The sequence below is a fragment of the Janthinobacterium sp. Bl 1 genome (genome assembly GCF_058215535.1).
Window position 1 is genome coordinate 1,643,735 of the sequence record NZ_CM177086.1, and the last position, 21,466, is coordinate 1,665,200.

Here is a 21,466-nt window from a genome sequence, read left to right on the forward strand (position 1 = left end):
TCTTAGGCCTTATGTCGCCGCCGTGGTAGCCGTCCTGGCGGCCGCTTCCTTCTCGTGGTGGGGGAAGCGGTCCATGCGCGACAGCACGGGGAACAGCACGGCCCAGATGCCCGTCACGGCCAGGGTGGCGGCGCCGCCGAAGAGCACGGCGCGCACGAGGCCGAACCAGCCGGCCGTCAAGCCCGACTCGAATTCGCCCAGCTCGTTCGAGGCGCCGATGAAGACGGCATTCACGGCGCTGACCCGGCCGCGGATTTCGTCGGGCGTCTCGAACTGCACCAGCAGGTGGCGGATGTAGACGCTGACCATGTCGCCGGCGCCCATCAGGAACAGCGCCACCAGCGCCAGCGGGAAATAGCTGGTGCTGCCCAACACCAGGGTACCCAGGCCGAAGACGGCCACGCCGCCGAACATCCACGGTCCCACGCGGCGCGTGATGGGGAAGATGGCCAGCGCGATCGAGCACAGGGCCGCGCCGGCCCCGGGTGCCGTACGCAGCAAGCCCAGGCCGCTGGGGCCGATATGCAGCACGTCGTGCGCGAGCGCCGGCAGCAGCGCCGTGGCGCCGCCGAACAGGACGGCAAACAGGTCGAGCGAAATGGCGCCCAGCACGATGGGTTTCGACCAGACGAAGCGCAAGCCTTCGAGCAGGGTATGCCAGCTGACGGGTTCGCGCTTGACCACTTGCGGCGCCGGCGTGGTGGCGCGCATCAGCAGGACGGACACGACCAGCAGCGCGGACGAGATCAAATACACGACCTTGGGGCCGAAGTAATACAGCAAGCCGCCCAGGGTAGGCCCCAGGATGATGGCCACGTGCGAGCTCGACGAGCTGAGCGCGACGGCGCGGCTGAAGTGTTGCGTGGGCACCATGTTGACGAGCACGGCTTGCGTGGCCGGCATCATGAAGGCGCGCGCGCTGCCGAACAGCACCAGCACGGCAAACACGGGCCAGACGATGGAGAGCCCGCTCAGAGTGAACGCCAGCAGGGCCAGCGCGCAAGCGAGCTGCGCCGCCAGGCACCAGGCGATGATGTTGCGGCGGTTGTAGCGGTCGGCCACATGGCCTGCCGGCAAAATCAATACGAGGAAGGGCGCGAATTGCGCCAGGCCGATCAAGCCCAGGTCGAACAGGCTGCCCGTGATCTGGTACACCTGCCAGCCGATGGCCACGCTTTGCATCTGCACGGCCACCGTGCCCAGCACGCGGGCGGAAAGATAAAAGGCGAAGTTGCGGTGACGCAGGATACTGAAGCCGTTGCCGGCGGAAGCGAGAGACATGAAATTTCCAGGAAGCAGCGGGGTAGAGCGGTGGTGGCAGCGGGCGCCGCACCAGCCGCGCCCCGCTGTCTGGACTGTGACGCTTACTTGGCCAGGTCGGCTTCCGTGGTGAAGGCGTCCGCGTAAAACTCGTCGTCTGGCAACTGGCACAGCTGCACGAAGTCGCGGTGGGCCGAATCGACCATCACGGGCGCGCCGCAGGCATATACCTGGTGGCCCGACAGGTCGGGCAAGTCGGCGATGACGGCCTGGTGCACGAAGCCCGTGCGGCCGCTCCAGCCGTCTTCCGGCAGGGCGTCCGACACGACGGGCACATAGGTGAACTGCGGCAAGTCGGCGGCCCACTGGCGGCACAGCGCATCCATGTACAGGTCGTGCGGACGGCGCCCGCCCCAGTACAGGGTGATCGGGCGCGTGGAGCGCTCGTTGATCATGTGTTCGACGATGGCTTTCAAGGGTGCAAAGCCCGTGCCCGAGGCCAGCAGCACGACGGGCTTGTCGGAATCTTCGCGCAGGAAGAAGGTGCCCATCGGGCCTTCGAAGCGCAGGATGTCGCGCTCCTTCATGGTGCCAAATACCTGGTCGGTAAACAGGCCGCCCGGCAGGTGGCGGATGTGCAGGGTCACGGGGCCGCCGTCGGCGGGCGCGCTGGCCATGCTGTAGCTGCGACGTTTGTTGTCGCGCAACAGGATTTCGATATACTGTCCGGCGCGGTAGTTGAGGCGCTCGCTGGCCGGCAACTGCAGGGTCAGCACGACGACGTCGGGCGCGACTTTTTCGATGGTGGTCACGCGCGACGGCATTTTCTTGATCGGGTAGTCGCTGCTGCCCGCCACTTCGCGCGCTTCGATGACGAGGTCGCTCCGTGGCATGGCGCAGCAGAACAGGGAAAAGCCGGCTGCCGCTTCCTCTTCCGTCAGGGCGCGCTGCTGGTGCGCCTTGTGCTGGACGGTGCCGGAAACCACTTTGCCCTTGCAGGAACCGCAGGCGCCATTTTTACAGCCATACGGCAAGCCCACGCCGGCGCGTATCGCCGCCGCCAGCACGGTTTCGTCCGCTTCGCAGCTGAACTGGTGGCCGCTGGGCTGAACAGTAACTTGAAAAGTCATACAATCCTTGAGATGAAAAATATGTTAATGCACTCTTTGCGCAAGCCGTCAGGCTTGCCGCGCCTGCTGATCCTGGGCTGCGGCGACGTCGGCATGCGCTTGCTGCCCCTGCTGCGCGCGCGCTTTCGCGTCTTTGCCGTCACCAGCCAGCCGGCGCGCTGCGCGCAGTTGCGGGAAGCCGGCGCCGTGCCCATCGTGGCCAACCTCGACGACCGGGCCAGCCTGAAACGGCTGGCGGGACTGGCGACGATGATCGTGCACCTGGCGCCACCCTTGTCGTCGGGCTTGCTGGACCGGCGCACGCGCAATCTGGCCGCCATTTTACCCGAGCATGCACGCATGGTGTATGTGAGCACCAGCGGCGTGTATGGCGATTGCGCTGGCGCCTGGGTCGATGAAACGCGGCCGACGGCGCCGGCGAATGCGCGCGCGAAGCGGAGGGTGGACGCCGAACAGGTCTTGCGCGGCTGGGGCGCGCGACGCGGCGCCACAGTGGCCATCCTGCGCGTGCCCGGCATCTATGCCGACGACCGCCTGCCCTTGAAGCGCTTGCGTGAAGGCACGCCGGCCCTGGCCGCGGATGACGATGTGTACACCAACCATATCCATGCCGACGACCTGGCGCGCATCATCGAGCGGGCCTTGTGGCGCGGCAAACCGGGACGCGTGTATCACGCCAGCGATGACAGCGAACTCAGAATGGCCGAGTATTTCGATGCCGTGGCCGACACGTTCGGCCTGCCGCGCCCGCCGCGCCTGCCCCGTGCCGCGCTGCAGCAGGTGGTCACGCCGATGCTGCTGTCGTTCATGTCCGAATCGCGCCGATTGCACAATACGCGCATCAAGCGCGAGCTGGGCGTGCGCCTGCGCTACGCGCGCGTGGCAGATGCCTTGCGGCCGCTGTCCGCCGATGGCGCCGGCATCGGGTAAAATGGCCGGTTATCTGCGCACTTTGCTGGGCCGGCGCGCAGCGCGCCGTTCCCGCGCTGCGCCACTCACTTAAGGAAGACAGCATGAGCACCCTCACTTACGAAGCATACCTGGACGAGGTCACCACCGTCCTGACGGAACTGTACGACCTCGACGACGAAGCCGCCATCAAGCTGGTCGTGGCGGCGCAGGATGCCGAATTTTTCGTCCCGCACGATGCGCATGAAGAAATGCGTACCGTCGAGCAAGCCAAGAAAGATGCGGTCACCCTGTTCGAGCGCAAGCAGAACCGCCAGCAAACGCAGGAAAAACAGCAACAGCGCGTGCGCCAGCAAAAGAAATAAGACGGAAGCAGGCCGTGGGGCAGTACGGGTTCCGGCGCAACACCGGGACCGTGCCATTTGATGCACCGCAAACGCGCCATGGCGCGCTGGCGATATGGTGAGCAATGTCGTCACGCGTCTGGGCTCTTGTGGCGGGCTCCACACAGCGTGACGTTGTTTCCCGTCAGCAGGAGCGAGCCATGCGAGCAACGAGTCACCCCAGCAAGGAGCAAGTGCGCGCTTATATGCGCCGGCGCGAACATGCGCTGCAACCCCCACCACCGCCCGATGAAATTCGCCGGCAACTGGCCTGGTGCCGCGCGGACGATTCCCCATGCACTTGCCCGCTTGCCACCCCGGCCGGCGTGGCCGCGCAAGGCTGGCATTTATCCGCAGAAATGGCCCGCCTGGGCACCCTCATGGCCATAGCCTGGCTCATGCATAGCGGTGTTGCTCATCGTAAAAATTGATGACGTGCAGCAAATTTTTCCGATTTGAGTTATCCTCTAGCACATTCCAAGTGCGTCAATTCTCTTCAATTATCACAATTTTGCTCTAAGTTACGCAAAAATCAACAATAGCGTGTATTATATTGTTTGTGGCGTAAAAGCCGCATAAGTGATGGCGCTTTTTAGTGTGTTTACCCTGAATTAGTGCAGAAGAGACATTCTGTTTTTTCTTGCTCTAATACAACAAGTACGGATTTTTGATCATGTCTCTCAAACAAATTACCTCTTTGCCTACCTACAACCCGAATCGCGTCCTCGATGCGATCATCGACAAGCTGCAACTGAAAAACGATGCCGCCTTGTCGCGAGCTCTGGAAGTGGCGCCACCTGTTATCAGCAAGATTCGTCACAACACCTTGCCGATCGGCGCCACGATCCTCATCCGCATGCATGAAATCAGCGATTTCAGCATTCGTGAACTGCGCGAGTTGATGGCTGCCTAAGAGCGCCTGACAGACGGCAAACTGAGAGGTGCCGTCTGGGTAAGTCAGGCTTGCCGCGTGCGGCAGCCACATCTGTTTTCCGCTTTTCTATTGCGGATCGCGGTTCAATACCGGACGATCGACATAGAAGCGCCCCATTTCCAGGCCAGTCGAAGACGATTTGACCACCGCTGCGGCCAGTGAGGCGGGCGCACTGGAAAATGCGGTGCTGGCTGCCCCCGTCGCGCGGCCCGAATACGCCGTCGCCTGCACGGCCGCACTGGAAAACGCCGTTTGCACGGCCCGGCCCGAGTATGCCGTTGCCTGTACCGCCGCACTGGAAAATGCTGTTTGCACAGCCCGTCCCGAATACGCCGCCTGCACGGCCCGCCCCGAATACGCCGTCTCCGCGCGGATATAATCTTCCCCGAACGTTTGCTCATACAGCTGCTTCATGCGCTCGCCCACGCGATGGTGCGCCGCTTCGTCGTCTTCGCCGCGCAGGCCGATGTAGGGGAAGTGATGGAGGAAGTAACCGAACACCTGTTCGCAGTCGGCCGCATATTTCAGGGTGTCGAGGATGTGGTAGTGCCAGAAGGTATCGACGTCCATCAGCGGCGCTGTTTCTTCTTCCGGAAACTGTTTCATCAGGATCAGAAAGCGGCGGTATTCGAATTCCACCGCATTTGCCTTTTCCAGGCTCCATCCTTCGCCTGACTCCCGGTGCATCAGCTTGACCTTGATCGCGTCCAAATCCAAATCGGCAATTGCCTTGAAACTGTCGTTCGTATCCATGAATGTCCTTTTGTAAAGAGCGTTGTGGGAAATACGGTGAAACAAGGGAGAGCGGTGGGATCGTACTCCTGGCAAATGGTCGAGGAATGCCTGGCCCATGGCGGGCGGGCGCTGAGTTGTTCTACACCAATATTGCATCTAATTACAAAATATGCAAGCTGAGCTTGCTCCATGCGAACGCGCGCCCGTCAGTTGCTGGCCCGGCTTTCTTCCTGGTAGGGAAATGCGGTGGCGTCCGCGCCCAGCGGTACGCTGACGTGCACGCTCATGCCGGCGCCGGGGCTGCTTTCGATGTAAAAAGTGCCACCCAGCAATTTTATGCGTTCCTCGATGCCCACGAGGCCAAACGAGCCCAGCTTGTTGCGCCCGTCGATGGCGGCGCCCACGCCGTTGTCGCTGATGCTCATCGATACCGTATCGCGGCACTTTTCCAGCTTGACTTGCACGCGGCTGGCATGGGCATGCTGGGAAATGTTGCTGAGCGACTCTTGCAGGATGCGGAACAGGGCCGTCGCGCACTGGTCGCTGAGGCAAATGTCGTCATGGCTTTCGCTCACTTCGCAAGCGATGCCCGTGCGCTGGCGAAATTGCGCCACCTGCCATTCGACGGCCGCATTCACGCCCAGGTCCAGCACGGTAGGGCGCAAATCGTTGATGATCTGCCGCACGCTCTTGATGGTGGCGTCGATCTGCTCCAGGGTCGAGCGGGCGCGGGCGTTCAGGCGCGGGTGACGGCGATGCGTGCGCGAGGCCAGCATGTCGGCGTCGATGCGCAAGACCAGCAGGTTCTGTCCCAGGTCGTCATGGATTTCGCGCGCGATGCGCTTGCGCTCTTCTTCCTTGATCTGGTCGGCATGGGCCGCCAGGCGGCGCAGTTTCTGGTGCGACAGCTGCAGACGGATCTGGCTGGCGCGCAATTCTTCCGTCATGCCGTTCGCCATCTGGATGGCGCGCCGGCGCGACGATGCCAGAGTGTGGAACAGCATGTATAGCAGCATGGTGCTGGCAAAGCCTATCAGCAGGGCCAGCCATGGCAAAAAGACGTCGAAGCGCGTGTACAGGTCGCTCTTGCGCACGCTGAACAGCGCTTGCCACACGCGGCTATTGTGTTCGATCAGCATCGTGCTGCTCAGGTAGCGGCCGGAATTGCCGGGCAACCACCATGGCGCATGCATGCCCGCCGTCGTGCTGTCGAAGATGGGGCGCATGTCGTGCGGTAAGTCTAGCGGTGCGCGCGCCTGCGGGCCGATATCGAACAGGGTCAGGCGGACGTTGCGCACCGGCATGTCCGCCAGCGCGCTGCGCATCATTGTCACCAGGTCGTAGCCGATGCCGACGGAACCCTGGTACGCCGCGCGCCGCTGCTCCACCGTATCGACCGGCATGCCAAAGTGGTACACGGGCAGGCGCATGGCCATGCCCGTCAATTGGGGACGGCCTTGCATCGGCACGGGCACGCCGGAATTGCTGATGTTGCCGGAATCGCGCGACTGCGCCAGCATTTCGGCGATCAGGGGGCGCGAGGCGATGTCATAGCCATATTTTTCAGGGGCGCTGGCAATCGGTTCGATATACACCAGCACGGAATAGTGCGCGCGCGGGGCGGGTGGATGGATGGCAAACGCCGGATAGCCGTCGCGCCCGGGCGGATAGTCGCGCTGCATGGCCGCTTCGAAGGCGGCACGCTGCGTCTCGTCCAGTTCCTGGCTGTAATTGAGGTTCATCACGCCCGGATAGTTCTGTTGCAGGGCGATGTTCGCCACGTAGCGGTGGAATTGCTCACGGCTCACGTGTTCGTTGGCGTGGAACAGGCTGGCCGTGCCGCGCAGCAGGTTGGCATACGACTTGACGCGCGATTCGATGTTTTTCTGGGTATTGCGGGCCAGATTGTTGAATAGCTCGCTGGCATCGTTTTCGATCGACAGCGAGGCGGCCATATAGAACAGCAGGCCCACCATCGTCGACATCACGAAGCCGAGCAGCCACTGCGGCCTTTTTTCAGCAGATAAGGGGTGTTCGCCGGCAGTAGAAGACATCGCCATCCGCATCAGGAAGAGGAATCGGGTGCCGCCTGGGCGACGGAGGCTAGGCTGCGTTGTACAAGCACTATTAAAATTGTAAATTGCTCAATAGCTGCCTAATATACAAAATTATCGTTATTATAGTCAACAAGCAATATTTCTCGTTGAAACGAAAAAAACCGCCGCAGCGGTTTTTTTTGTGTGCCGGCAGCCCTTATTTGGCGGGCTGCCAGCTGTCTTTCAGGGTGACGATGCGGTTGAAGACGGGCTTGCCAGGCTGGCTGTCGACACGGTCGGCCGCAAAATAACCGTGGCGCTCGAACTGGAAGCGCTCTTCCGGCTGGGCCAGTTCCGCACCCGGTTCCAGCCACGCTTGCACCACTTCCTTGGCCAGCGGATTCAAGGCCAGCTTGAAGTCCTTGCCGCCCGCGTCCGGCTGCGGGTCCGTGAACAGGCGGTCGTACAGGCGCACTTCGGCGGGAATGGCCGTCGGTGCGCTGACCCAGTGCATATTGCCCTTGACCTTGTAATTGGCGCTGCCTTCCGTTCCCGACTTGCTGTCCGGGAAGTAGGTGCAATGCACGGCGATGACCTTGCCGTTCTCATCCTTGTCGTAGCCCGTGCACTCGATCACGTAGCCGTAGCGCAAACGCACGCGGCTGCCCGGCTTGTCGTCGATCGGTGGATACAGACGGAAATAGCCCTTGTTCGGCACTTCCATGAAGTCGTCTTCCTCGATCCACAGCTCGCGCGAGATGGGGAAGGTGCGCAAGCCGCGATCGGGGAAGTGCGGGTGCACGGGTGCCGTGCATTCCACGCTTTCGCCTTCGGGGAAATTGTCGATGATCAGTTTCAAAGGACGCAGCACGGCTACCGAGCGCGGCGCTTTCGGGTCCAGGTCTTCGCGCAAACAGCCTTCGAGCACGCTGTAGTCGATCCAGCCGTCCGATTTCGTCACGCCCGTGCGTTCGCACATCAGCTGAATGGCTTCCGGCGTGTAGCCGCGGCGGCGCATGCCCACCAGGGTCGGCATGCGCGGGTCGTCCCAGCCATCGACGATTTTTTCTTCCACCAGCTGGCGCAGCTTGCGCTTGCTGGTGACGATGTAGGTCAGGTTCAGACGCGAGAATTCGTACTGGTGCGGCACCGGCTTGGCGAAGAAGCCGCCGGCCGACAGCGTTTCCAGCAGCCAGTCGTAGAACGGGCGGTGGTCCTGGAATTCCAGGGTGCAGATCGAATGCGTGATGTTTTCCAGCGCGTCCGAGATCGGGTGCGTGTAGTCGTACATCGGATAGATGCACCAGGCGTCGCCCGTGCGGTGGTGATGCGCGTGGCGGATGCGGTAGATGGCCGGGTCGCGCAAGTTCATGTTCGGCGAACTCATGGCATCTTCGCTCATCTTCGCGCGCAGGATGTGTTCGCCATCCTTGAACTGGCCCGCCTTCATGGCGCGGAACAGGGCCAGCGATTCGTCGCGCGGACGGTCGCGGAAAGGCGAATTCTTGCCGGCCTGGCCGAAATTGCCGCGGTTGGCGGCCATGTCTTCGGCGCTCTGGCTATCCACATAGGCAAAGCCGGCCGTGATCAGGTACTCGGCCATCGCGTACAGCTGGTCGAAATAGTCGCTCGCGTAGTGCAGGTGGCTCTGGCCATCGGCATGCTTCGGTTCCCAGTCAAAGCCCAGCCATTTCACGCTGTCCATGATGGTGTCGACGTATTCCTGCTCTTCCTTGGCCGGATTGGTGTCGTCGAAGCGCAGGTTGCACTGGCCGGCGTAATCGCGCGCCAGACCGAAGTTGACGCAAATCGACTTGGCGTGGCCCACGTGCAGGTAGCCGTTCGGCTCCGGCGGGAAACGCGTGATCACCTGGGGCAGGCCGGGACGCACGTGGGCGCCGGCAGCCAGGTCGGCTTCGATGATGTTACGCAAGAAATTGGGCGCCAGCGCTGGCGCGGCGGTATTCGGTTTATCGTTGCTCATTGATCAATGCGGAAGAGTGACAGTAAAGAGCATTTTACCGTACCGCAAGCGCTTTATAAGCACGTATTTGGCCCCATATCCGAGCATGCAAGCGACGCCGACGCCGTTCTATAGGATAATTCGCCTTTAATTAGTAGAAAAACGTGACCCCGGAGCCTTTTATGGAAAATTTATATAACGTCCTCGGTGTCGCTCCCAATGCCAGCGACGATGAAATCAAGAAGGTTTACCGTTCGCTGGCCATGCGCTTCCACCCCGACCGCAACCAGGCCCCCGGCGCCGAGGCGCGCTTCAAGAGCGTCACCAAGGCCTATGAAATCCTGGCCGACCCGGCCAAGCGCGCCGAATACGACCAGAGCGTGAACCACCGTATCATCATCGACCCGGAAGCGGAAGCGTATGCGCTGTGGTGCGGAGTGTTTCGTTTACATGGCACAGTATTACCTGCCGACTAAACCGCTGCGGCCCGCTTCAGCCGGCCCAAATTACTTGAAAACAACAACAACGGCGCTTTTATCAGCGCCGCGCATTACATTGGAAAGCACAGCATGAGAAGAGTACACCCTGAATTCGCGTATCAGTCGCGTGAGCTGGAAGGCCAGATCGAAGGCATCCTCGGCGATCCGCCGAACCGCAAGAACTACAAGAGCATGGTCGATGCATTGGTCGGCGAATATGCGAGCGGCGGCGGCATCGAAGACGTGAACATGCTGGCCTTCGCACTGGTCGACCACATCACCTTCAGCGACCCGAAAGGCTTGCTGGCCGAAAGCGAAGACTACGAGTTCGGCGACCCGGCCCGCGTGTTTTCCATGGCTGCGTGCGCCGCGCCGGAAGCGGCCAAGATGTACGCCGCCATCGAAGAGAGCTTCCCCGACCTGGCGCGCCAGGCCATCATCACGGCTTTCCTGCACAAGAACCCGCGCCTGTGGGACGACGACGACCAGTCGCTCGACCAACTGGCTGCCAATGACGATGGCGACGACGATCACGACGAAGACGAAGCCACCGACGATTTCGCCCAGATGTTTGACCAGGATGGAGATGACCATGGCCGATAACACTGAACAAAAGAGCAATCTTCCCGCGCTGACGAAACAGGTCACGGAATTGGTACTGTCCGGTTCGCTGGGCCACGCCGAGCAGGCGTTTGCCGACGCGGCCGATCAGTATGGCGACCTGGCCGTGGTGGAAGTGCTGAGCGCGATCCCGCCGCAAGTGACGGCCCTGCATCTGGCCGGCTTTGACGGCGGCAAGATGTCGCTGGCAACCCTGCTGGTGCCGCCGAAAGCGTGGGCCGACAGCCTGGCCTTCATCGCCGCCACGTGGAGCGACGACCAGATCGAGGATGATCCGGAACGCATCGCCGAAGCCCTGTTCGCGCACATCCACGGCGTGGTGTTTTCCACCGACGACGCCGAGCGCCGCCGCGAGCTGCTGCTCGAAGCGTCCGCCACCGACTGGGGCGCCACGGCGTTCGCCATTTTGTTCTCGATGGCGCCGAAGGAAATCCTCGAAGTGGCGGGCGAGATCGTCATCAAGGGACCGTACGTGACGGGCGTGACGTCGTCCGACAACGACGTCGTGCCGCTGGCCATCGAGCTGGCGCAAGCGAATGAAGACGGCTGGGATCGCTCGCTGTTCGAACTGTTCCCCGACTTCCGCCACAGCGCCGACCTGGCCGACGCGGAATATTCGGACGACCCGGACGAAGAGCCGACCATGTTGCAGCGGAGCACCAAGGAATTGCTGTACCGCCTGCGCAAGCAAGTGCCGAGCACGCGCAGCGCGCCGCGTTCCAGCACGCGCCGCAGCTTGGGCACGGGCATTTTCTCGTAATGAAAGCAGGGAACGTCTAATGCTGCCAGCAATTGTTGTAGAGAATCTTCCGCGCCTCGTGCGCGCCATCAAACTGTTGCCGGGCGACCCGCGCGAGGACGCGGCCCTGAACCTGGCCGACGAATTGACGGGTATCACGGCCATGGTGGCCGAGAAGTTCACGAATGAACGCACGGCCGACGGCATCCAGAAAGCGCTGTACCTGACGGTGGGTGGCGTGTCCCTGGGCCTGGAACAGGCCGTCACGCATGAAGGCGACCAGGCCGCGCTCGATTTCCTCGTCGAGCACGGCGCCGAGCACGCGTTCCAGGTGGGCTTTCGCCTGATCAAGGAACTGTCGCAGCTGCCCGAAGACGCCCTCGTCGGCGAATACGACCAGGATCCCGTCTATCTGCAGCGGCGCCTGCGCGAGCTGTTCATCGATATTTGCCAGGCCGACCCGAACCAGAACTGGGCCGGCTATGAAAAGTATGCAGTGCAGTTACAACAGCGCAAGGAAGTGCAAGCCGTCGTGCGCCTGGCAAGCTGGCTGCGCCGCCACCACGACAACGGCCCCGTCAGCGACAGCGACTTGAATGCCGAGGGCGTCATCGCCCTGGCCATCATCTTCGCCATCGAAGGCGGCGGGCGCATCATCGCGCGCACGGGTCAAAAGGAATTCGAGCGCTTCGTGCGTTCCGTGCGCAAGAACAAGCCCGACTTCGAGGAAGGCTGGGCCGCCCTGGTGGCCAAGGTTCCCGTGCAGCACCATCCGGTATTGCTCGACCGTATAGAGTCGTACCGCCGCAGCTGCACCGTCGTGCATAAAATCCTCACGCGGGCCAGCATGAAAAGCCTGTTCGAGGACCTGGAAAATTATGCGGGTTCGGAGCTGGACGCGGATTATTCGTGACCGCTGGTGTCGGATTACGCCCTACGGGCTAATCCGACCTGCGACTTGACGCATGCGATTGTCAGATTACGGCCTGCGGCCTAATCCGACCTACGCCGACCTACGCAGACCTACGCCGGCCTCATCCGGCCTATTCTTTCCTTCCCAGACCTACGCCGGCCTCATCGGCCTATTCTTTCTCTTCCATGGCCGCTTCCTCGGCCAGTTTCACAAACGCCGCGACCAGCGGCGACGTCTCTTCTTCCCGTTGTGCAAGCAATAAACTGGTCGTCGCCTGCGGGTCGGCGATCGGGCGGTAGCACACGCCATCCATGCGGATGCGGTCGAACGATGCGGGCAGCACGGAAATGCCGCAGCCGGCCGCCACCAGGCCGATGATGGTCGACGCCTCGCCCGCTTCCTGCGCCACCTGGGGCACGAAGCCGGCCGCCTTGCACAGGCGGAATATCTGCGGATAAATCCCCGTGCCCGCATCCTTGGGGTACATGACAAAGCCTTCGCCCGCCATATCGGCAATGGCAATCGCGTCCTTGGCTGCCAGCGCGTGGGCGACGGGCAAGACGAGGAACAGCGGGTCCTGGCGCAGTTGCGTCAGCTTGATATCGGATGGGTACGTCGTTTCCGGCGGGCGCACGAAGCCCAGATCCATCGTCCTGCCCGAGATCGCTTCGAGTTGATGCAATGTCGCCATTTCATGCAGGGTCAAGGTGACGTGCGGAAATTGCTGGCGGTAGCGGTTGATGACGGTGGCGAAGTAGGGCGTGAACGGCGTGGAAAAGGTAAAGCCGATGCGCAATTCGCCTGCTTCGCCCCGCTGGGCCCGGCGCGCCGTGACGGCCGCCTCTTCCGACAGGGCCAGGATGCGCCGCGCATCGTCGAGGAAAAGACGGCCTGCTTCCGTCAGCCGCACGGAGCGCTTGTTGCGCTCGAACAACTGCGCCCCCAACTCCGCTTCCAGCGCCTGGATTTGCTGGCTCAGTGGCGGCTGGCCGATGTGCAGGCGCTCGGCCGCGCGCGTGAAGTGCAATTCCTCGGCGACGGCGACAAAGTAACGGAGGTGGCGCAGTTCCATATTTGTCCAGTAATCGTTTTAAAGTATGAGTTGGGCCTTGAATATATATTGGACGATATGAGTTGGCAATCCTAAGATGAAGACTCGCTCCTCTTTGAAACATGGCCATGTCTGATTCATCGCTTGCTTACGCCTCTGCCGCCACCCCGGCCGTTCCTGTTCCCCCTCCCGCGCCCCGCACGGCCATCGCCAAAGGTACGGCGGAATTCAAGCGCAGCAACCGCGCCCTGTTCTTTGGCGGCTTTTCCACCTTCAGCTTGCTGTACTGTATCCAGCCACTGTTTCCGCTGCTGTCGCACCAGTTCCATCTGACGCCCGCGCAAAGCAGCTGGTCGCTCTCCGTGTCGAGCGGCTTGCTGGCCATCTCGCTGGTACTGCTCAGCGCCGTCTCGGACCGTGTCGGCCGCAAGCCCTTGATGGTGGCGTCGATGTTTTCCGCCGCAATCCTCACGATTTTGTCCGCGTTCGCCCAGGATTATGCACAGTTGCTGGCCATCCGCGCGGCGCTCGGCATTGCCCTGGGCGGCATGCCGGCAGTGGCCATGGCTTACCTGGGCGAGGAAATCGAGGGCCCGTCCTTGGGCCTGTCGATGGGACTGTATATTGCCGGCAGTGCGTTTGGCGGCATGTCGGGACGGCTGGTCGCTTCCATGCTCAGCGATTTCCTGTCGTGGCGCTGGGCCTTGGGCGTGCTGGGCGTGGCTGGCGTGCTGGCGGCGGCGGAGTTCTGGCGCAGCCTGCCTGCGTCGAAAAATTTCGTGCCCAGTACAAAGGGTTGGAACGCCTTGCCGCACGCCATCCGCCAGCATTTTTCCGACCGGGGCTTGCCGTGGCTGTTCTGCCTCGCGTTCGTGCTGATGGGCTGTTTCGTCAGTCTGTATAACTACATCGGCTACCGCCTGCTGGCTGCGCCATTCGGCTTGCGCCAGAGCACGGTCGGCTTGCTGGCCTTTTTGTACCTGATCGGCATCTTCAGCTCCGTCTGGGCGGGCCGCCTGGTGGACCGGCTGGGGCGCCGGGGCGTGCTGTGGATCATGCTGTCGGTGATGCTGTCCGGCATTTTATTGACCCTGTTCGATTCGCTGCCGCTGATCGTCATCGGCATGGCGCTGGCCACCTTCGGTTTCTTCGCCTCGCACTCGATCGCCAGCAGCTGGGTCAGCCGCCGCGCCCGCGCGCCGCAGGCCCTGGCCTCGGCCTTCTACCTGTTGTTCTATTACCTGGGTTCGAGCCTGATCGGTTCCGCCTCGGGTATGATGTGGGGCTTCGACGGCTGGACGGGCGTGGTCATCATGCTGGGTCTGTGCCTGGGCGGCGGCGTGCTGATCGCCTTGCGCCTGCGCCATTTGCAGCCGCTGGGGGCGCGCGAAGCGGCGGGCTGAGTCCGGCTATTTGGGACATATGCCGATCATCGTTTCCCCCTGCTTGCCGGCGCCCGTGGTCACGCACAAGCTGCCCAGCGCGCTGGTGATTTTATACGTGCGGCTGCCCCTGGCCTCATTGGCACCGATTTCCTCGATCTTTGACGCCTCGTACCATTTCGGCGGCACGGCCGCGTAGGCTTCGGCAAAGCCCTGCTGCATGCGCTTGTAGCCCGTGTCGTCGAATTTCTCCCCACCCCGTTGCGGGAATTCTTTGCGTAAATCCTTGTCGATCTTGCCCACGTCGCGCTTGGCTTGCGCCAGGATATCGGCCGCGCTCGGTGGCGGGACGAGCGTGATCGCTTCCGGCGTTACTGGCGTTGGCGGCTGCTCGATGGCGGGAGCGGGCAGGGGGCGGCTGACGGGAACTGGCATTGGCAGGCGCGGCACTCTTGCTGCCGCTGGTTTTGGGCCGGGCAACGGTGCGGGTACGGGCTTGGGCGGCGCCGGGGCGGTGTAGCGCAGCCAAGTGATGGCCGGGCCCTGCGGCAGGTTCTCGTCCGTGACGGCGTGGGGCCGCGACTGCAAGACGATATACGCGAAGCCCAGGTGCAGCAGGACGATCAGCAGCAGGCCTGGAGCGCGGCGGGGCAGGGACGGCAACGAGGTCATGGGTGGCGTGATGGTTCAGGTACGCCAATGTATCTGAAGGATTTGATAATTATCTAAAATGTCACAAGCGCTTACAAAAAAGTGCCGCATGGAAATTTCGACCTTGTCGCGGCCAGCGGGGAACCCTGTGCCGGCTTGACGATCCAACTACAGACACTGTGGGAGGAGACATCATGATGCAGGTTAAGGAAGTGGCACGGCGCTTTGGCCCCCTCGAACACCCMACCGCCCAGGCCGCCCACCTGTGCGGCCAGCAGCAGGGCATGCCGATGGACTTGAAGGATTGTATCAACCAGCTGGACCAGCAAAAGAGCGCCGTGCGGCAAGCCATCGACACGCAAGACGATGCGCGCATCCGGCAAGCAGTCGATCAGATGGAATCGCTGGGCGACCGCGCCAAGCGGGCGTGCGGCACGGCGACCAGCGTGACGCCGGAAATGAAGAGCGCCGTGCTCAAGGTGCACGATGAGTTGTCTGACTTGAAGCACCAGATGCACTAGGCATTGGCTCTTGCGCGTCTTGTCTTGTCTTACATCTGGCGGAACAGATGCGCATATAAAGGGCTGACGCGCAGTTGCGCGGGGTGCTGGCGCAGGGTCAGCGACAGCTTGCCGGCTTCGTCACGCACGGCCGTGGCGATGGCGCTGGCGTTGACGATGGTGCCCCGGTGGATTTGCCAGAATTGTTGCGGGTCCAGCTGGGGCAGCAGCTCCTTCAGGCTCGTGCGTATCAGCGCTTCGCTGTCCTGGCACACGACATTGATGTATTTGTCCAGCGCTTCAAAATACACGATGTCGGCCAAGGCGATCATGCGCACGCTGTTGCCGACGGCCGCCCGTATCATCTGCAGGCGCGGCGCGGGCGGCAGCATGGCTTGCAACTGGCTCAGCAGGCGGGCCATGTTGTCGTCGCTGGCGGACTGGGCTGCCCGCGTTGCCGTGGCGGTCGTCGCTGGCGCTGAGGCTGCTGCTGTTGCTGTTACTGCAGCGTTGCCGCTGCCGTTGCCAACACCTTTGCCAACGCCGCTGTCGCGCAAGCGCTGCTGCAAGCGTTCCACCGTCTTGCCCAGGCGCGCATCGTTGACGGGTTTTAAGACGTAGTCGGCGGCCGCATGCTCGAAGGCGGCCAGCGCATATTCATCGTAGGCGGTCACAAACACGATGTGGGGGAACGCGATGCCGTCCGGCCATTGCTCTGCCAGTTCTTCGGCCGCTTCCAGGCCCGTCTTGCCTGGCATTTTGATGTCGAGAAAGAGGATGTCTGGCTGCAGCGCCAGGCCTTGCCGCAAGGCTTCCACGCCGTTGGGGCAGGTGGCAACAATATCGAGTTCCGGCCACAGCCGCTGCAAGGCGTGTGCGAGGGCGGCGGCGAGTATGGGTTCGTCTTCGGCGATCAGGGCGCGCGGGGTGGGGCTGGTCATGGCGTGGGGCTCGCGGTGGTGGAGTGAATCGGTAATTGAAGGCGGGCGATGACGCCTGCCGGCGTGTCGGCGTCCAGTGACAGGCTGGCGGTATCGCCATGCATGCCGCGCAGGCGTTCGCGGATATTCGCCACGCCCAGCTGCGTGCCTTTGGTCTGGCCCGGATGGTCGAGGCCCAGGCCATCGTCGCTGACGGTGAGCAGCAGCACGCCGCCATCCGTGGACGCCTGCACGTGGATGTGGCCGCCTTCGATCTTTGGTTCCAGGCCATGCTGGATGGCGTTTTCCACCAGCGGCTGCAACAGCATGGGCGGCACCTTGATTTGGCGCAAGGCTGCGGGCAAGTCCAGCGTAAAGCGCAGGCGCGCGCCCATGCGTATCGACATCAGGCCCAGGTAGGCTTGCATCAGGGAAAACTCCTGTTCCAGGGTGGTGGACTCGGCGCGCGAGGAAGAGAGGGTGGCGCGCAAGTACTGGATCAGCTGGTCGAGCAGCAACTGGGCGCGGTCGGGGTCAAAGCTGATCAGGCCCTGCAGGTTGGCCAAGGTGTTGAACAGCATGTGCGGTTCGATCTGCGCCTGTAGCAATTGTAGTTGCGCCTGCATGGCCTGGCGCGCCACGGATTCGGCGCGGGCTTTTTCCTCGGCAGCCGCCATTTGCAGGCGGGCAATCTTTTCTCGGCTGGAGAAAAACAGCACGGCGCCGCCCGTGGCCAGCAGGGTGAATACGAGTGTGCCCATCATTTGCGTGGGCAGCAGGTTTTCGAAGCCGCCCACGTCCACACCCGTCAGCCAGCCGAACAGGAGCAAACCCAGCATTTGCGCAACGGGCACGGACAGCAGGATGATGAGCATGAAGGGCAGGAATCTGGGCCGCTGGCCTGCACCCCATAATGTCAGGCGCATGCCGTCGATCAGCAGGAAGGCGATCGTGCCGATGCACATCGAGGCGACCAGGTTTTGTCCAAAATGGCTGCCTGGATTGAGCATGAACGTAATGACCAGCGCGCAGATCACGTTCAGCACCACCGCGTAGCGCGCGTCGAGCAGCATGCGGTAGTAGGGGAAGCGGCGCCTGGCGGGGGCTTCGGCGAAAGGGACGTCGGATTTCATGGAAGTGTCTGCTGGTAGCGATGGGGCATTGTGTGCCAGCGCAGGCCAGCGCGCAACCGGGCTGCGACGAAACGGGGCTGGCGGGGCGCCAATCGCTGCGGCGGGCCGTCAAACGGCGGCCGCTTTACTTTTCAGCATTGGCACGCGATAGTATGGCAAGACTGTCTTGACTCGACAGACCTCCTTAAAGGAATACCATGTGGCCTTACCCACGCACCCTCGCCCACCGCGGCGGCGGCACCCTGGCGCCTGAAAATACCGTGGCCGCCTTGCGCTGCGGCCTGGCCTACGGCTACCGCGCCGTGGAATTTGACGTCATGCTGGCGTCCGACGGCGTGCCCGTCGTCGTGCACGACCCCGAGCTGGGCCGCACCGTGGCGGGCAGCGGCCATATCAGCGATTACACGGCCGCGCAGCTGGGGACGATGGAAGCGGGCGCCTGGTTTGGCGCCAAATTCGCGGGCGAAGGCGTGCCCACGTTCGAGGCCGTGGTGGCGTATTGCAAGGCCCAGCACATCTGGATGAATATCGAAATCAAGCCGGCGCCCGGTTTCGACGCCCAGACAGGGATGGTGGTGGCGCGCGCCACGCGTGGCTATTTTGCAGAGGAAATCGCCGCTGGCGAATTGCTGCCGCTGCTGTCGTCGTTCAGCATTGGCGCGCTGGAAGCGGCGCGCCAGGCGGCGCCGGAACTGGCGCGCGGCTGGCTGGTCGAAGAAATACCTTCTGATTGGGCGAAAAAGGCAAAGGAACTGGACGTCGTGGCCATCCATTGCGACCACCAGCCACTGACGCCGGAACTGGCGCGAGAGGTCAAGGAGGCGGGATACGGGCTGTTCTGCTACACCGTCAACACGCCCGAACGGGCCAGCGAGCTGCTGGCCTGGGGCGTGGATGGGTTTTGCACGGACAGGATCGATATTATTCCATCCATGGCGTAGGTCGGATTAGGCGCGCAGCGCCGTAATCCGACAACATTGTTGGCGCCGCTGGTGTTGTCGGCTTACGCGCTTGCGCGCTAAGCCGACCTACATTTCAAGCAGCTTAGAAAGTCACGCGCATACCGATGGTCACATTACGCCCCATCAACGGCGCCGCATTCTTGATGAACGAGGTGTGGCTGTACGCCAGTTCATTCGTCAGGTTGTTCGCCTTGATATAGAACTGGGCTGGCGTCGTGCCGATGCGCGTGTCGTAGTTGGCGGAGAGGTTCAGCATGTTGTAGCCCGGCGTTGCCGTCTCGAACGCGGCCACTTTATCCTGCTTGCCCACGCGGTAGAACTCGGCCACGCCGCTCCATGCCTGCCAGTTGGCGTCGAACTTCACGCCGAAACGCTGGGCCGGGATGCGCGGCAAATTGCCACCGCCGTCGGCCAGCTTGGCCCGCACGTAGTCGCCGAACACGCTGGCGCCGAACATGGGGTTCAGCTGCTGGCGGATCTGCCCTTCCACGCCCGTAAACGTGGCGTCGCGCTGGGCGTACTGGATCAGCTGGAAGCCTTCGTGGCTGTCCAGGGTGGAGCCGAAGATGTAGTTATCGACCTTGTTGCGGTAGGCGCTGGCCGAGAACGTCGTGGCGCCTGCATATTTGCGCAAGGTCAAGTCGATATTGTTCGACGTTTCCTTGCCCAGGTTTTCATTGCCCAGCTCATACGTGGCCGTGGCCATGTGCACGCCGTGCGCATACAGTTCCTCGGCGCTGGGCAAACGGTGCGTGCGCGAGATGGTCGAACCGAGCGAATACTGGGGCGCAAATTTCCACACGGCACCCAGGGAGACCGAGGTGCCCTTGGCGCTGCGGTCTTGCAAGGTGGCGCTGTCGACCGTGATGTCTTGCCATTCGTGGCGCAAGCCCGCCTCGAAGCGCCATTGGTCGAGCTTGTATTCCTCGACCAGGAAAGCCGCGTGTTTCTTCGTGACCGTCGGCGCCACGTACGCTTCTTCGCCCAGGGCGGAGAAATCGCGCTTCGACGTTTGCAGGCCGACCACGCCGCGCCAGCCGAAGACGGGATGGTGTTCCATTTCCAGGCGCGCATCGTGGCCCTTGTTCTTGAAGGTGGTGGCGATTTCCGTGCCTTCGATTTCATCGTGCTTGTAATCGGTGAACGAAGCACGCAGGCGCAGCTTGGCGAAGCCGGGCACGGGATCACGCAATTCGCCGCGCACGTCCCAGCGTTCGCTCTTCAGCTTCACGTAGGGAACGGCACGCTCTTCGCTTTCGTGGTCATGTTCTTCTTCATCACCGTGGTCATGGCCTTCGTGGCCGCCGCAATGCAGGTGCGTGCCGTGCGGGTGGCAGCTTTCGAATTCATGGTTGTGGCCAGGCAAGCCGTATTCCGCGTGCTGGCTGGTGAAGGCCAGGCCCAGGAAGCCCCGCTCGCCCACCCACGACACGCCCACGCTGCCCGTGTCCGTCTTGTTGTAGCTGCCGCCTACTTTCGAGCCGCCTTCCCAGCCGCTGCCGACCTTGTATTCTTTTGCATCGCGCTTGACGCCTTCCGCGTGGAAGGCGATGTTGCCGGAGCCGCCGGTCACCTCAAAGGCGCCCGCCTTTTCGCGCGCGGCCGAGTTGGCGCGCACTTCCGCGCTGCCTTCAAAACCTTTCGCCGGCACGCGCGTGGGGATTTTCTTGTCGATCACATTGACGACACCGCCGACGGCACCACCGCCGTAGGCCAGCGCGGACGGGCCGCGCAAGACTTCAATCTGTTCCGACAGCATCGGCTCGGCCGCGACGGCATGGTCGGGGCTGATGGTCGACGCATCCTGCACTTCGGCGCCATCGGACAGCACCTTGACGCGCGGGCCATCCATGCCGCGGATGATGGGACGGCTGGCGCCGGCGCCGAAATGGCTGGACGTGATGCCGGGCTGGCCGGCCAAGGTTTCGCCCAGGGTCGCTTCGCGGGCGCGCACCAGTTCCTCGCCTTCGAGTACGGTAACGGGCGTGCTCATGTCGTCGCTGCCCAGGGCCAGGGCGCTGGCCGAGACGGTGACGGCGGGCAAGGTTGTCGCCTGCTGCGCCAGTGCGCTGGCGGGAGCGGCAAAGGCCAGCATGATGGCCAGCGCGAGGGGAGTGGGTTGGTGAGGGCGGACGGACATGGGCAAGAGTTCCTTATCGGCTATCGGTGTTGGCAGGGTTGGGGCAGCGCGTGAAAAGGAAATGCCTGCCCTAAGTTGATAATGATAACCCATTATCATTACCGTGTGACAGTTTTTCCGGACAGTAGATACAGGTGGATGGTGTATTCTGTCGGCTATGGAACGCACAACACGTCAAAAAACCGCAATTCAAGCCGCCATCGAGTCGGCCCAGCGCCCCTTGTCGGCGCAGGAAATCCTCGAACAGGCCAGCTTGCAAGTGACGCAGCTGGGCATCGCCACCGTTTACCGCAACTTGAAGTCCCTGGTGCTGGAAGAAAAGGTGCACGTGGTGACCTTGCCGGGCGAAAACCCTCGCTACGAGTCGAACACGGCGGCCAATCACCACCACCACCATTTCCAGTGCACCACGTGCCAGCGCGTGTTCGACGTGCATGATTGCCCGGGCGACTTGAAACGCATGGCGCCGCAAGGCTTTGTTGTCGAGCGCCACGAACTGACCCTGTACGGCCGCTGCGCCGACTGCAATGCCGCCGCTGGCGTCACGGGGGCCGCGGCCGCCAAGGCCAAGCCCGCGCCACACGCCTGCGCCAGCCACCACGACCCGGCCTGAGCGGGCGGGGCG

22 protein-coding genes are annotated in these 21,466 nt (G+C 62.6%); 12 read left to right on the forward strand and 10 right to left on the reverse strand.

Features of this window, described 5'->3' with window-relative positions:
• Nucleotides 1-9: 9 nt before the first annotated feature.
• Together AC4BCN_RS07360 and AC4BCN_RS07365 are read right to left on the reverse strand one after the other, a co-directional pair.
• Nucleotides 10-1,281 (reverse strand): MFS transporter, encoded by a 1,272-nt coding sequence (locus AC4BCN_RS07360; protein WP_490492906.1) that lies wholly within the window; start codon nucleotides 1,279-1,281, stop codon nucleotides 10-12.
• 83 nt (nucleotides 1,282-1,364) lie between these two features.
• Nucleotides 1,365-2,390 carry a CDP-6-deoxy-delta-3,4-glucoseen reductase gene (locus tag AC4BCN_RS07365; RefSeq protein WP_490492907.1) on the reverse strand — a complete coding sequence of 342 codons (1,026 nt, stop codon included), beginning with the start codon at nucleotides 2,388-2,390 and terminating at the stop codon, nucleotides 1,365-1,367.
• Between the two features lie 12 nt (nucleotides 2,391-2,402).
• On the opposite strand from AC4BCN_RS07365, the gene AC4BCN_RS07370 reads away from it, so the two are divergent.
• The 4 genes from AC4BCN_RS07370 to AC4BCN_RS07385 all read left to right on the forward strand — a co-directional run bounded on the left by AC4BCN_RS07370 (nucleotide 2,403) and on the right by AC4BCN_RS07385 (nucleotide 4,595).
• Nucleotides 2,403-3,320: an SDR family oxidoreductase gene (locus AC4BCN_RS07370; RefSeq protein WP_490492908.1), complete on the forward strand. Its 918-nt coding sequence runs from the start codon at nucleotides 2,403-2,405 to the stop codon at nucleotides 3,318-3,320.
• Between the two features lie 83 nt (nucleotides 3,321-3,403).
• Nucleotides 3,404-3,664: a hypothetical protein gene (locus tag AC4BCN_RS07375; protein WP_128140363.1), complete on the forward strand. Its 261-nt coding sequence runs from the start codon at nucleotides 3,404-3,406 to the stop codon at nucleotides 3,662-3,664.
• Between the two features lie 179 nt (nucleotides 3,665-3,843).
• A complete protein-coding gene (locus AC4BCN_RS07380) occupies nucleotides 3,844-4,113 on the forward strand; it encodes a hypothetical protein (protein ID WP_128140362.1) in 270 nt (89 codons plus the stop codon).
• 242 nt (nucleotides 4,114-4,355) lie between these two features.
• Nucleotides 4,356-4,595, forward strand: coding sequence for a hypothetical protein (locus tag AC4BCN_RS07385; RefSeq protein ID WP_029496207.1), 240 nt, complete (start codon nucleotides 4,356-4,358; stop codon nucleotides 4,593-4,595).
• 87 nt (nucleotides 4,596-4,682) lie between these two features.
• Here the strand turns inward: AC4BCN_RS07385 and AC4BCN_RS07390 are convergent, their stop codons facing one another.
• The 3 genes from AC4BCN_RS07390 to AC4BCN_RS07400 all read right to left on the reverse strand — a co-directional run bounded on the left by AC4BCN_RS07390 (nucleotide 4,683) and on the right by AC4BCN_RS07400 (nucleotide 9,371).
• Entirely contained in the window at nucleotides 4,683-5,369 is a 687-nt protein-coding gene (locus tag AC4BCN_RS07390) for a glycine-rich domain-containing protein (protein WP_128140894.1), read from the reverse strand.
• A 188-nt stretch (nucleotides 5,370-5,557) separates the two neighbouring features.
• Nucleotides 5,558-7,405 (reverse strand): CHASE domain-containing protein, encoded by a 1,848-nt coding sequence (locus tag AC4BCN_RS07395; RefSeq protein WP_490492909.1) that lies wholly within the window; start codon nucleotides 7,403-7,405, stop codon nucleotides 5,558-5,560.
• Nucleotides 7,406-7,604: 199 nt separating this feature from the next.
• The gene (locus tag AC4BCN_RS07400) at nucleotides 7,605-9,371 is read right to left on the reverse strand and encodes a glutamine--tRNA ligase/YqeY domain fusion protein (RefSeq protein ID WP_490492910.1); all 1,767 of its coding nucleotides are present in this window, start codon (nucleotides 9,369-9,371) and stop codon (nucleotides 7,605-7,607) included.
• Between the two features lie 161 nt (nucleotides 9,372-9,532).
• Between AC4BCN_RS07400 and AC4BCN_RS07405 the strand changes: the two genes are divergently transcribed.
• From AC4BCN_RS07405 to AC4BCN_RS07420, 4 genes are all read left to right on the forward strand, one after another.
• Complete coding sequence (locus tag AC4BCN_RS07405; RefSeq protein ID WP_010395442.1) at nucleotides 9,533-9,826, forward strand: DnaJ domain-containing protein; 294 nt, start codon at nucleotides 9,533-9,535, stop codon at nucleotides 9,824-9,826.
• Between the two features lie 93 nt (nucleotides 9,827-9,919).
• The gene (locus AC4BCN_RS07410) at nucleotides 9,920-10,432 is read left to right on the forward strand and encodes a hypothetical protein (RefSeq protein WP_034759931.1); all 513 of its coding nucleotides are present in this window, start codon (nucleotides 9,920-9,922) and stop codon (nucleotides 10,430-10,432) included.
• A complete protein-coding gene (locus tag AC4BCN_RS07415) occupies nucleotides 10,422-11,210 on the forward strand; it encodes a hypothetical protein (protein ID WP_046685338.1) in 789 nt (262 codons plus the stop codon). The genes AC4BCN_RS07410 and AC4BCN_RS07415 overlap by 11 nt, the downstream gene beginning before the upstream one ends.
• A 19-nt stretch (nucleotides 11,211-11,229) precedes the next feature.
• Complete coding sequence (locus tag AC4BCN_RS07420; protein ID WP_034759925.1) at nucleotides 11,230-12,102, forward strand: hypothetical protein; 873 nt, start codon at nucleotides 11,230-11,232, stop codon at nucleotides 12,100-12,102.
• 169 nt (nucleotides 12,103-12,271) lie between these two features.
• On the opposite strand, the gene AC4BCN_RS07425 is transcribed toward AC4BCN_RS07420, so the two are convergent.
• Nucleotides 12,272-13,174 (reverse strand): LysR substrate-binding domain-containing protein, encoded by a 903-nt coding sequence (locus tag AC4BCN_RS07425; protein WP_034759912.1) that lies wholly within the window; start codon nucleotides 13,172-13,174, stop codon nucleotides 12,272-12,274.
• A 107-nt stretch (nucleotides 13,175-13,281) separates the two neighbouring features.
• On the opposite strand from AC4BCN_RS07425, the gene AC4BCN_RS07430 reads away from it, so the two are divergent.
• On the forward strand, nucleotides 13,282-14,556 hold the full coding sequence (locus AC4BCN_RS07430) for an MFS transporter (protein ID WP_490492911.1): 1,275 nt from the start codon (nucleotides 13,282-13,284) through the stop codon (nucleotides 14,554-14,556).
• Nucleotides 14,557-14,562: 6 nt separating this feature from the next.
• Here AC4BCN_RS07430 and AC4BCN_RS07435 read toward each other — a convergent pair whose 3' ends face one another.
• The gene (locus AC4BCN_RS07435) at nucleotides 14,563-15,207 is read right to left on the reverse strand and encodes a hypothetical protein (RefSeq protein WP_490492912.1); all 645 of its coding nucleotides are present in this window, start codon (nucleotides 15,205-15,207) and stop codon (nucleotides 14,563-14,565) included.
• Nucleotides 15,208-15,380: 173 nt separating this feature from the next.
• Here AC4BCN_RS07435 and AC4BCN_RS07440 point away from each other — a divergent pair, with 173 nt between their 5' ends.
• Complete coding sequence (locus AC4BCN_RS07440) at nucleotides 15,381-15,707, forward strand: hypothetical protein (protein WP_490492913.1); 327 nt, start codon at nucleotides 15,381-15,383, stop codon at nucleotides 15,705-15,707.
• Between the two features lie 29 nt (nucleotides 15,708-15,736).
• Here the strand turns inward: AC4BCN_RS07440 and AC4BCN_RS07445 are convergent, their stop codons facing one another.
• Nucleotides 15,737-16,627: a LytR/AlgR family response regulator transcription factor gene (locus tag AC4BCN_RS07445; RefSeq protein ID WP_338681006.1), complete on the reverse strand. Its 891-nt coding sequence runs from the start codon at nucleotides 16,625-16,627 to the stop codon at nucleotides 15,737-15,739.
• Nucleotides 16,624-17,739 carry a sensor histidine kinase gene (locus AC4BCN_RS07450; RefSeq protein ID WP_338681008.1) on the reverse strand — a complete coding sequence of 372 codons (1,116 nt, stop codon included), beginning with the start codon at nucleotides 17,737-17,739 and terminating at the stop codon, nucleotides 16,624-16,626. Before AC4BCN_RS07450 ends, AC4BCN_RS07445 begins: the two co-directional genes overlap by 4 nt.
• A 197-nt stretch (nucleotides 17,740-17,936) precedes the next feature.
• Here AC4BCN_RS07450 and ugpQ point away from each other — a divergent pair, with 197 nt between their 5' ends.
• A complete protein-coding gene (ugpQ, locus tag AC4BCN_RS07455) occupies nucleotides 17,937-18,680 on the forward strand; it encodes a glycerophosphodiester phosphodiesterase (protein ID WP_490492914.1) in 744 nt (247 codons plus the stop codon).
• Nucleotides 18,681-18,783: 103 nt separating this feature from the next.
• Here the strand turns inward: ugpQ and AC4BCN_RS07460 are convergent, their stop codons facing one another.
• Nucleotides 18,784-20,841 (reverse strand): TonB-dependent receptor domain-containing protein, encoded by a 2,058-nt coding sequence (locus AC4BCN_RS07460; protein WP_490492915.1) that lies wholly within the window; start codon nucleotides 20,839-20,841, stop codon nucleotides 18,784-18,786.
• A gap of 157 nt (nucleotides 20,842-20,998) precedes the next feature.
• Here AC4BCN_RS07460 and AC4BCN_RS07465 point away from each other — a divergent pair, with 157 nt between their 5' ends.
• Entirely contained in the window at nucleotides 20,999-21,454 is a 456-nt protein-coding gene (locus AC4BCN_RS07465; RefSeq protein WP_034759891.1) for a Fur family transcriptional regulator, read from the forward strand.
• The last annotated feature ends 12 nt before the right edge of the window (nucleotides 21,455-21,466 follow it).

Excerpts from the sequence above, each read along its gene's own strand:
- AC4BCN_RS07360 (WP_490492906.1), bottom strand. The coding sequence starts at position 1,281 with ATGTCTCTCGCTTCCGCCGGCAACGGCTTCAGTATCCTGCGTCACCGC.
- AC4BCN_RS07365 (WP_490492907.1), bottom strand. The coding sequence starts at position 2,390 with ATGACTTTTCAAGTTACTGTTCAGCCCAGCGGCCACCAGTTCAGCTGC.
- AC4BCN_RS07370 (WP_490492908.1), top strand. The coding sequence starts at position 2,403 with ATGAAAAATATGTTAATGCACTCTTTGCGCAAGCCGTCAGGCTTGCCG.
- AC4BCN_RS07375 (WP_128140363.1), top strand. The coding sequence starts at position 3,404 with ATGAGCACCCTCACTTACGAAGCATACCTGGACGAGGTCACCACCGTC.
- AC4BCN_RS07380 (WP_128140362.1), top strand. The coding sequence starts at position 3,844 with ATGCGAGCAACGAGTCACCCCAGCAAGGAGCAAGTGCGCGCTTATATG.
- AC4BCN_RS07385 (WP_029496207.1), top strand. The coding sequence starts at position 4,356 with ATGTCTCTCAAACAAATTACCTCTTTGCCTACCTACAACCCGAATCGC.
- AC4BCN_RS07390 (WP_128140894.1), bottom strand. The coding sequence starts at position 5,369 with ATGGATACGAACGACAGTTTCAAGGCAATTGCCGATTTGGATTTGGAC.
- AC4BCN_RS07395 (WP_490492909.1), bottom strand. The coding sequence starts at position 7,405 with ATGTCTTCTACTGCCGGCGAACACCCCTTATCTGCTGAAAAAAGGCCG.
- AC4BCN_RS07400 (WP_490492910.1), bottom strand. The coding sequence starts at position 9,371 with ATGAGCAACGATAAACCGAATACCGCCGCGCCAGCGCTGGCGCCCAAT.
- AC4BCN_RS07405 (WP_010395442.1), top strand. The coding sequence starts at position 9,533 with ATGGAAAATTTATATAACGTCCTCGGTGTCGCTCCCAATGCCAGCGAC.
- AC4BCN_RS07410 (WP_034759931.1), top strand. The coding sequence starts at position 9,920 with ATGAGAAGAGTACACCCTGAATTCGCGTATCAGTCGCGTGAGCTGGAA.
- AC4BCN_RS07415 (WP_046685338.1), top strand. The coding sequence starts at position 10,422 with ATGGCCGATAACACTGAACAAAAGAGCAATCTTCCCGCGCTGACGAAA.
- AC4BCN_RS07420 (WP_034759925.1), top strand. The coding sequence starts at position 11,230 with ATGCTGCCAGCAATTGTTGTAGAGAATCTTCCGCGCCTCGTGCGCGCC.
- AC4BCN_RS07425 (WP_034759912.1), bottom strand. The coding sequence starts at position 13,174 with ATGGAACTGCGCCACCTCCGTTACTTTGTCGCCGTCGCCGAGGAATTG.
- AC4BCN_RS07430 (WP_490492911.1), top strand. The coding sequence starts at position 13,282 with ATGTCTGATTCATCGCTTGCTTACGCCTCTGCCGCCACCCCGGCCGTT.
- AC4BCN_RS07435 (WP_490492912.1), bottom strand. The coding sequence starts at position 15,207 with ATGACCTCGTTGCCGTCCCTGCCCCGCCGCGCTCCAGGCCTGCTGCTG.
- AC4BCN_RS07445 (WP_338681006.1), bottom strand. The coding sequence starts at position 16,627 with ATGACCAGCCCCACCCCGCGCGCCCTGATCGCCGAAGACGAACCCATA.
- AC4BCN_RS07450 (WP_338681008.1), bottom strand. The coding sequence starts at position 17,739 with ATGAAATCCGACGTCCCTTTCGCCGAAGCCCCCGCCAGGCGCCGCTTC.
- ugpQ (WP_490492914.1), top strand. The coding sequence starts at position 17,937 with ATGTGGCCTTACCCACGCACCCTCGCCCACCGCGGCGGCGGCACCCTG.
- AC4BCN_RS07460 (WP_490492915.1), bottom strand. The coding sequence starts at position 20,841 with ATGTCCGTCCGCCCTCACCAACCCACTCCCCTCGCGCTGGCCATCATG.
- AC4BCN_RS07465 (WP_034759891.1), top strand. The coding sequence starts at position 20,999 with ATGGAACGCACAACACGTCAAAAAACCGCAATTCAAGCCGCCATCGAG.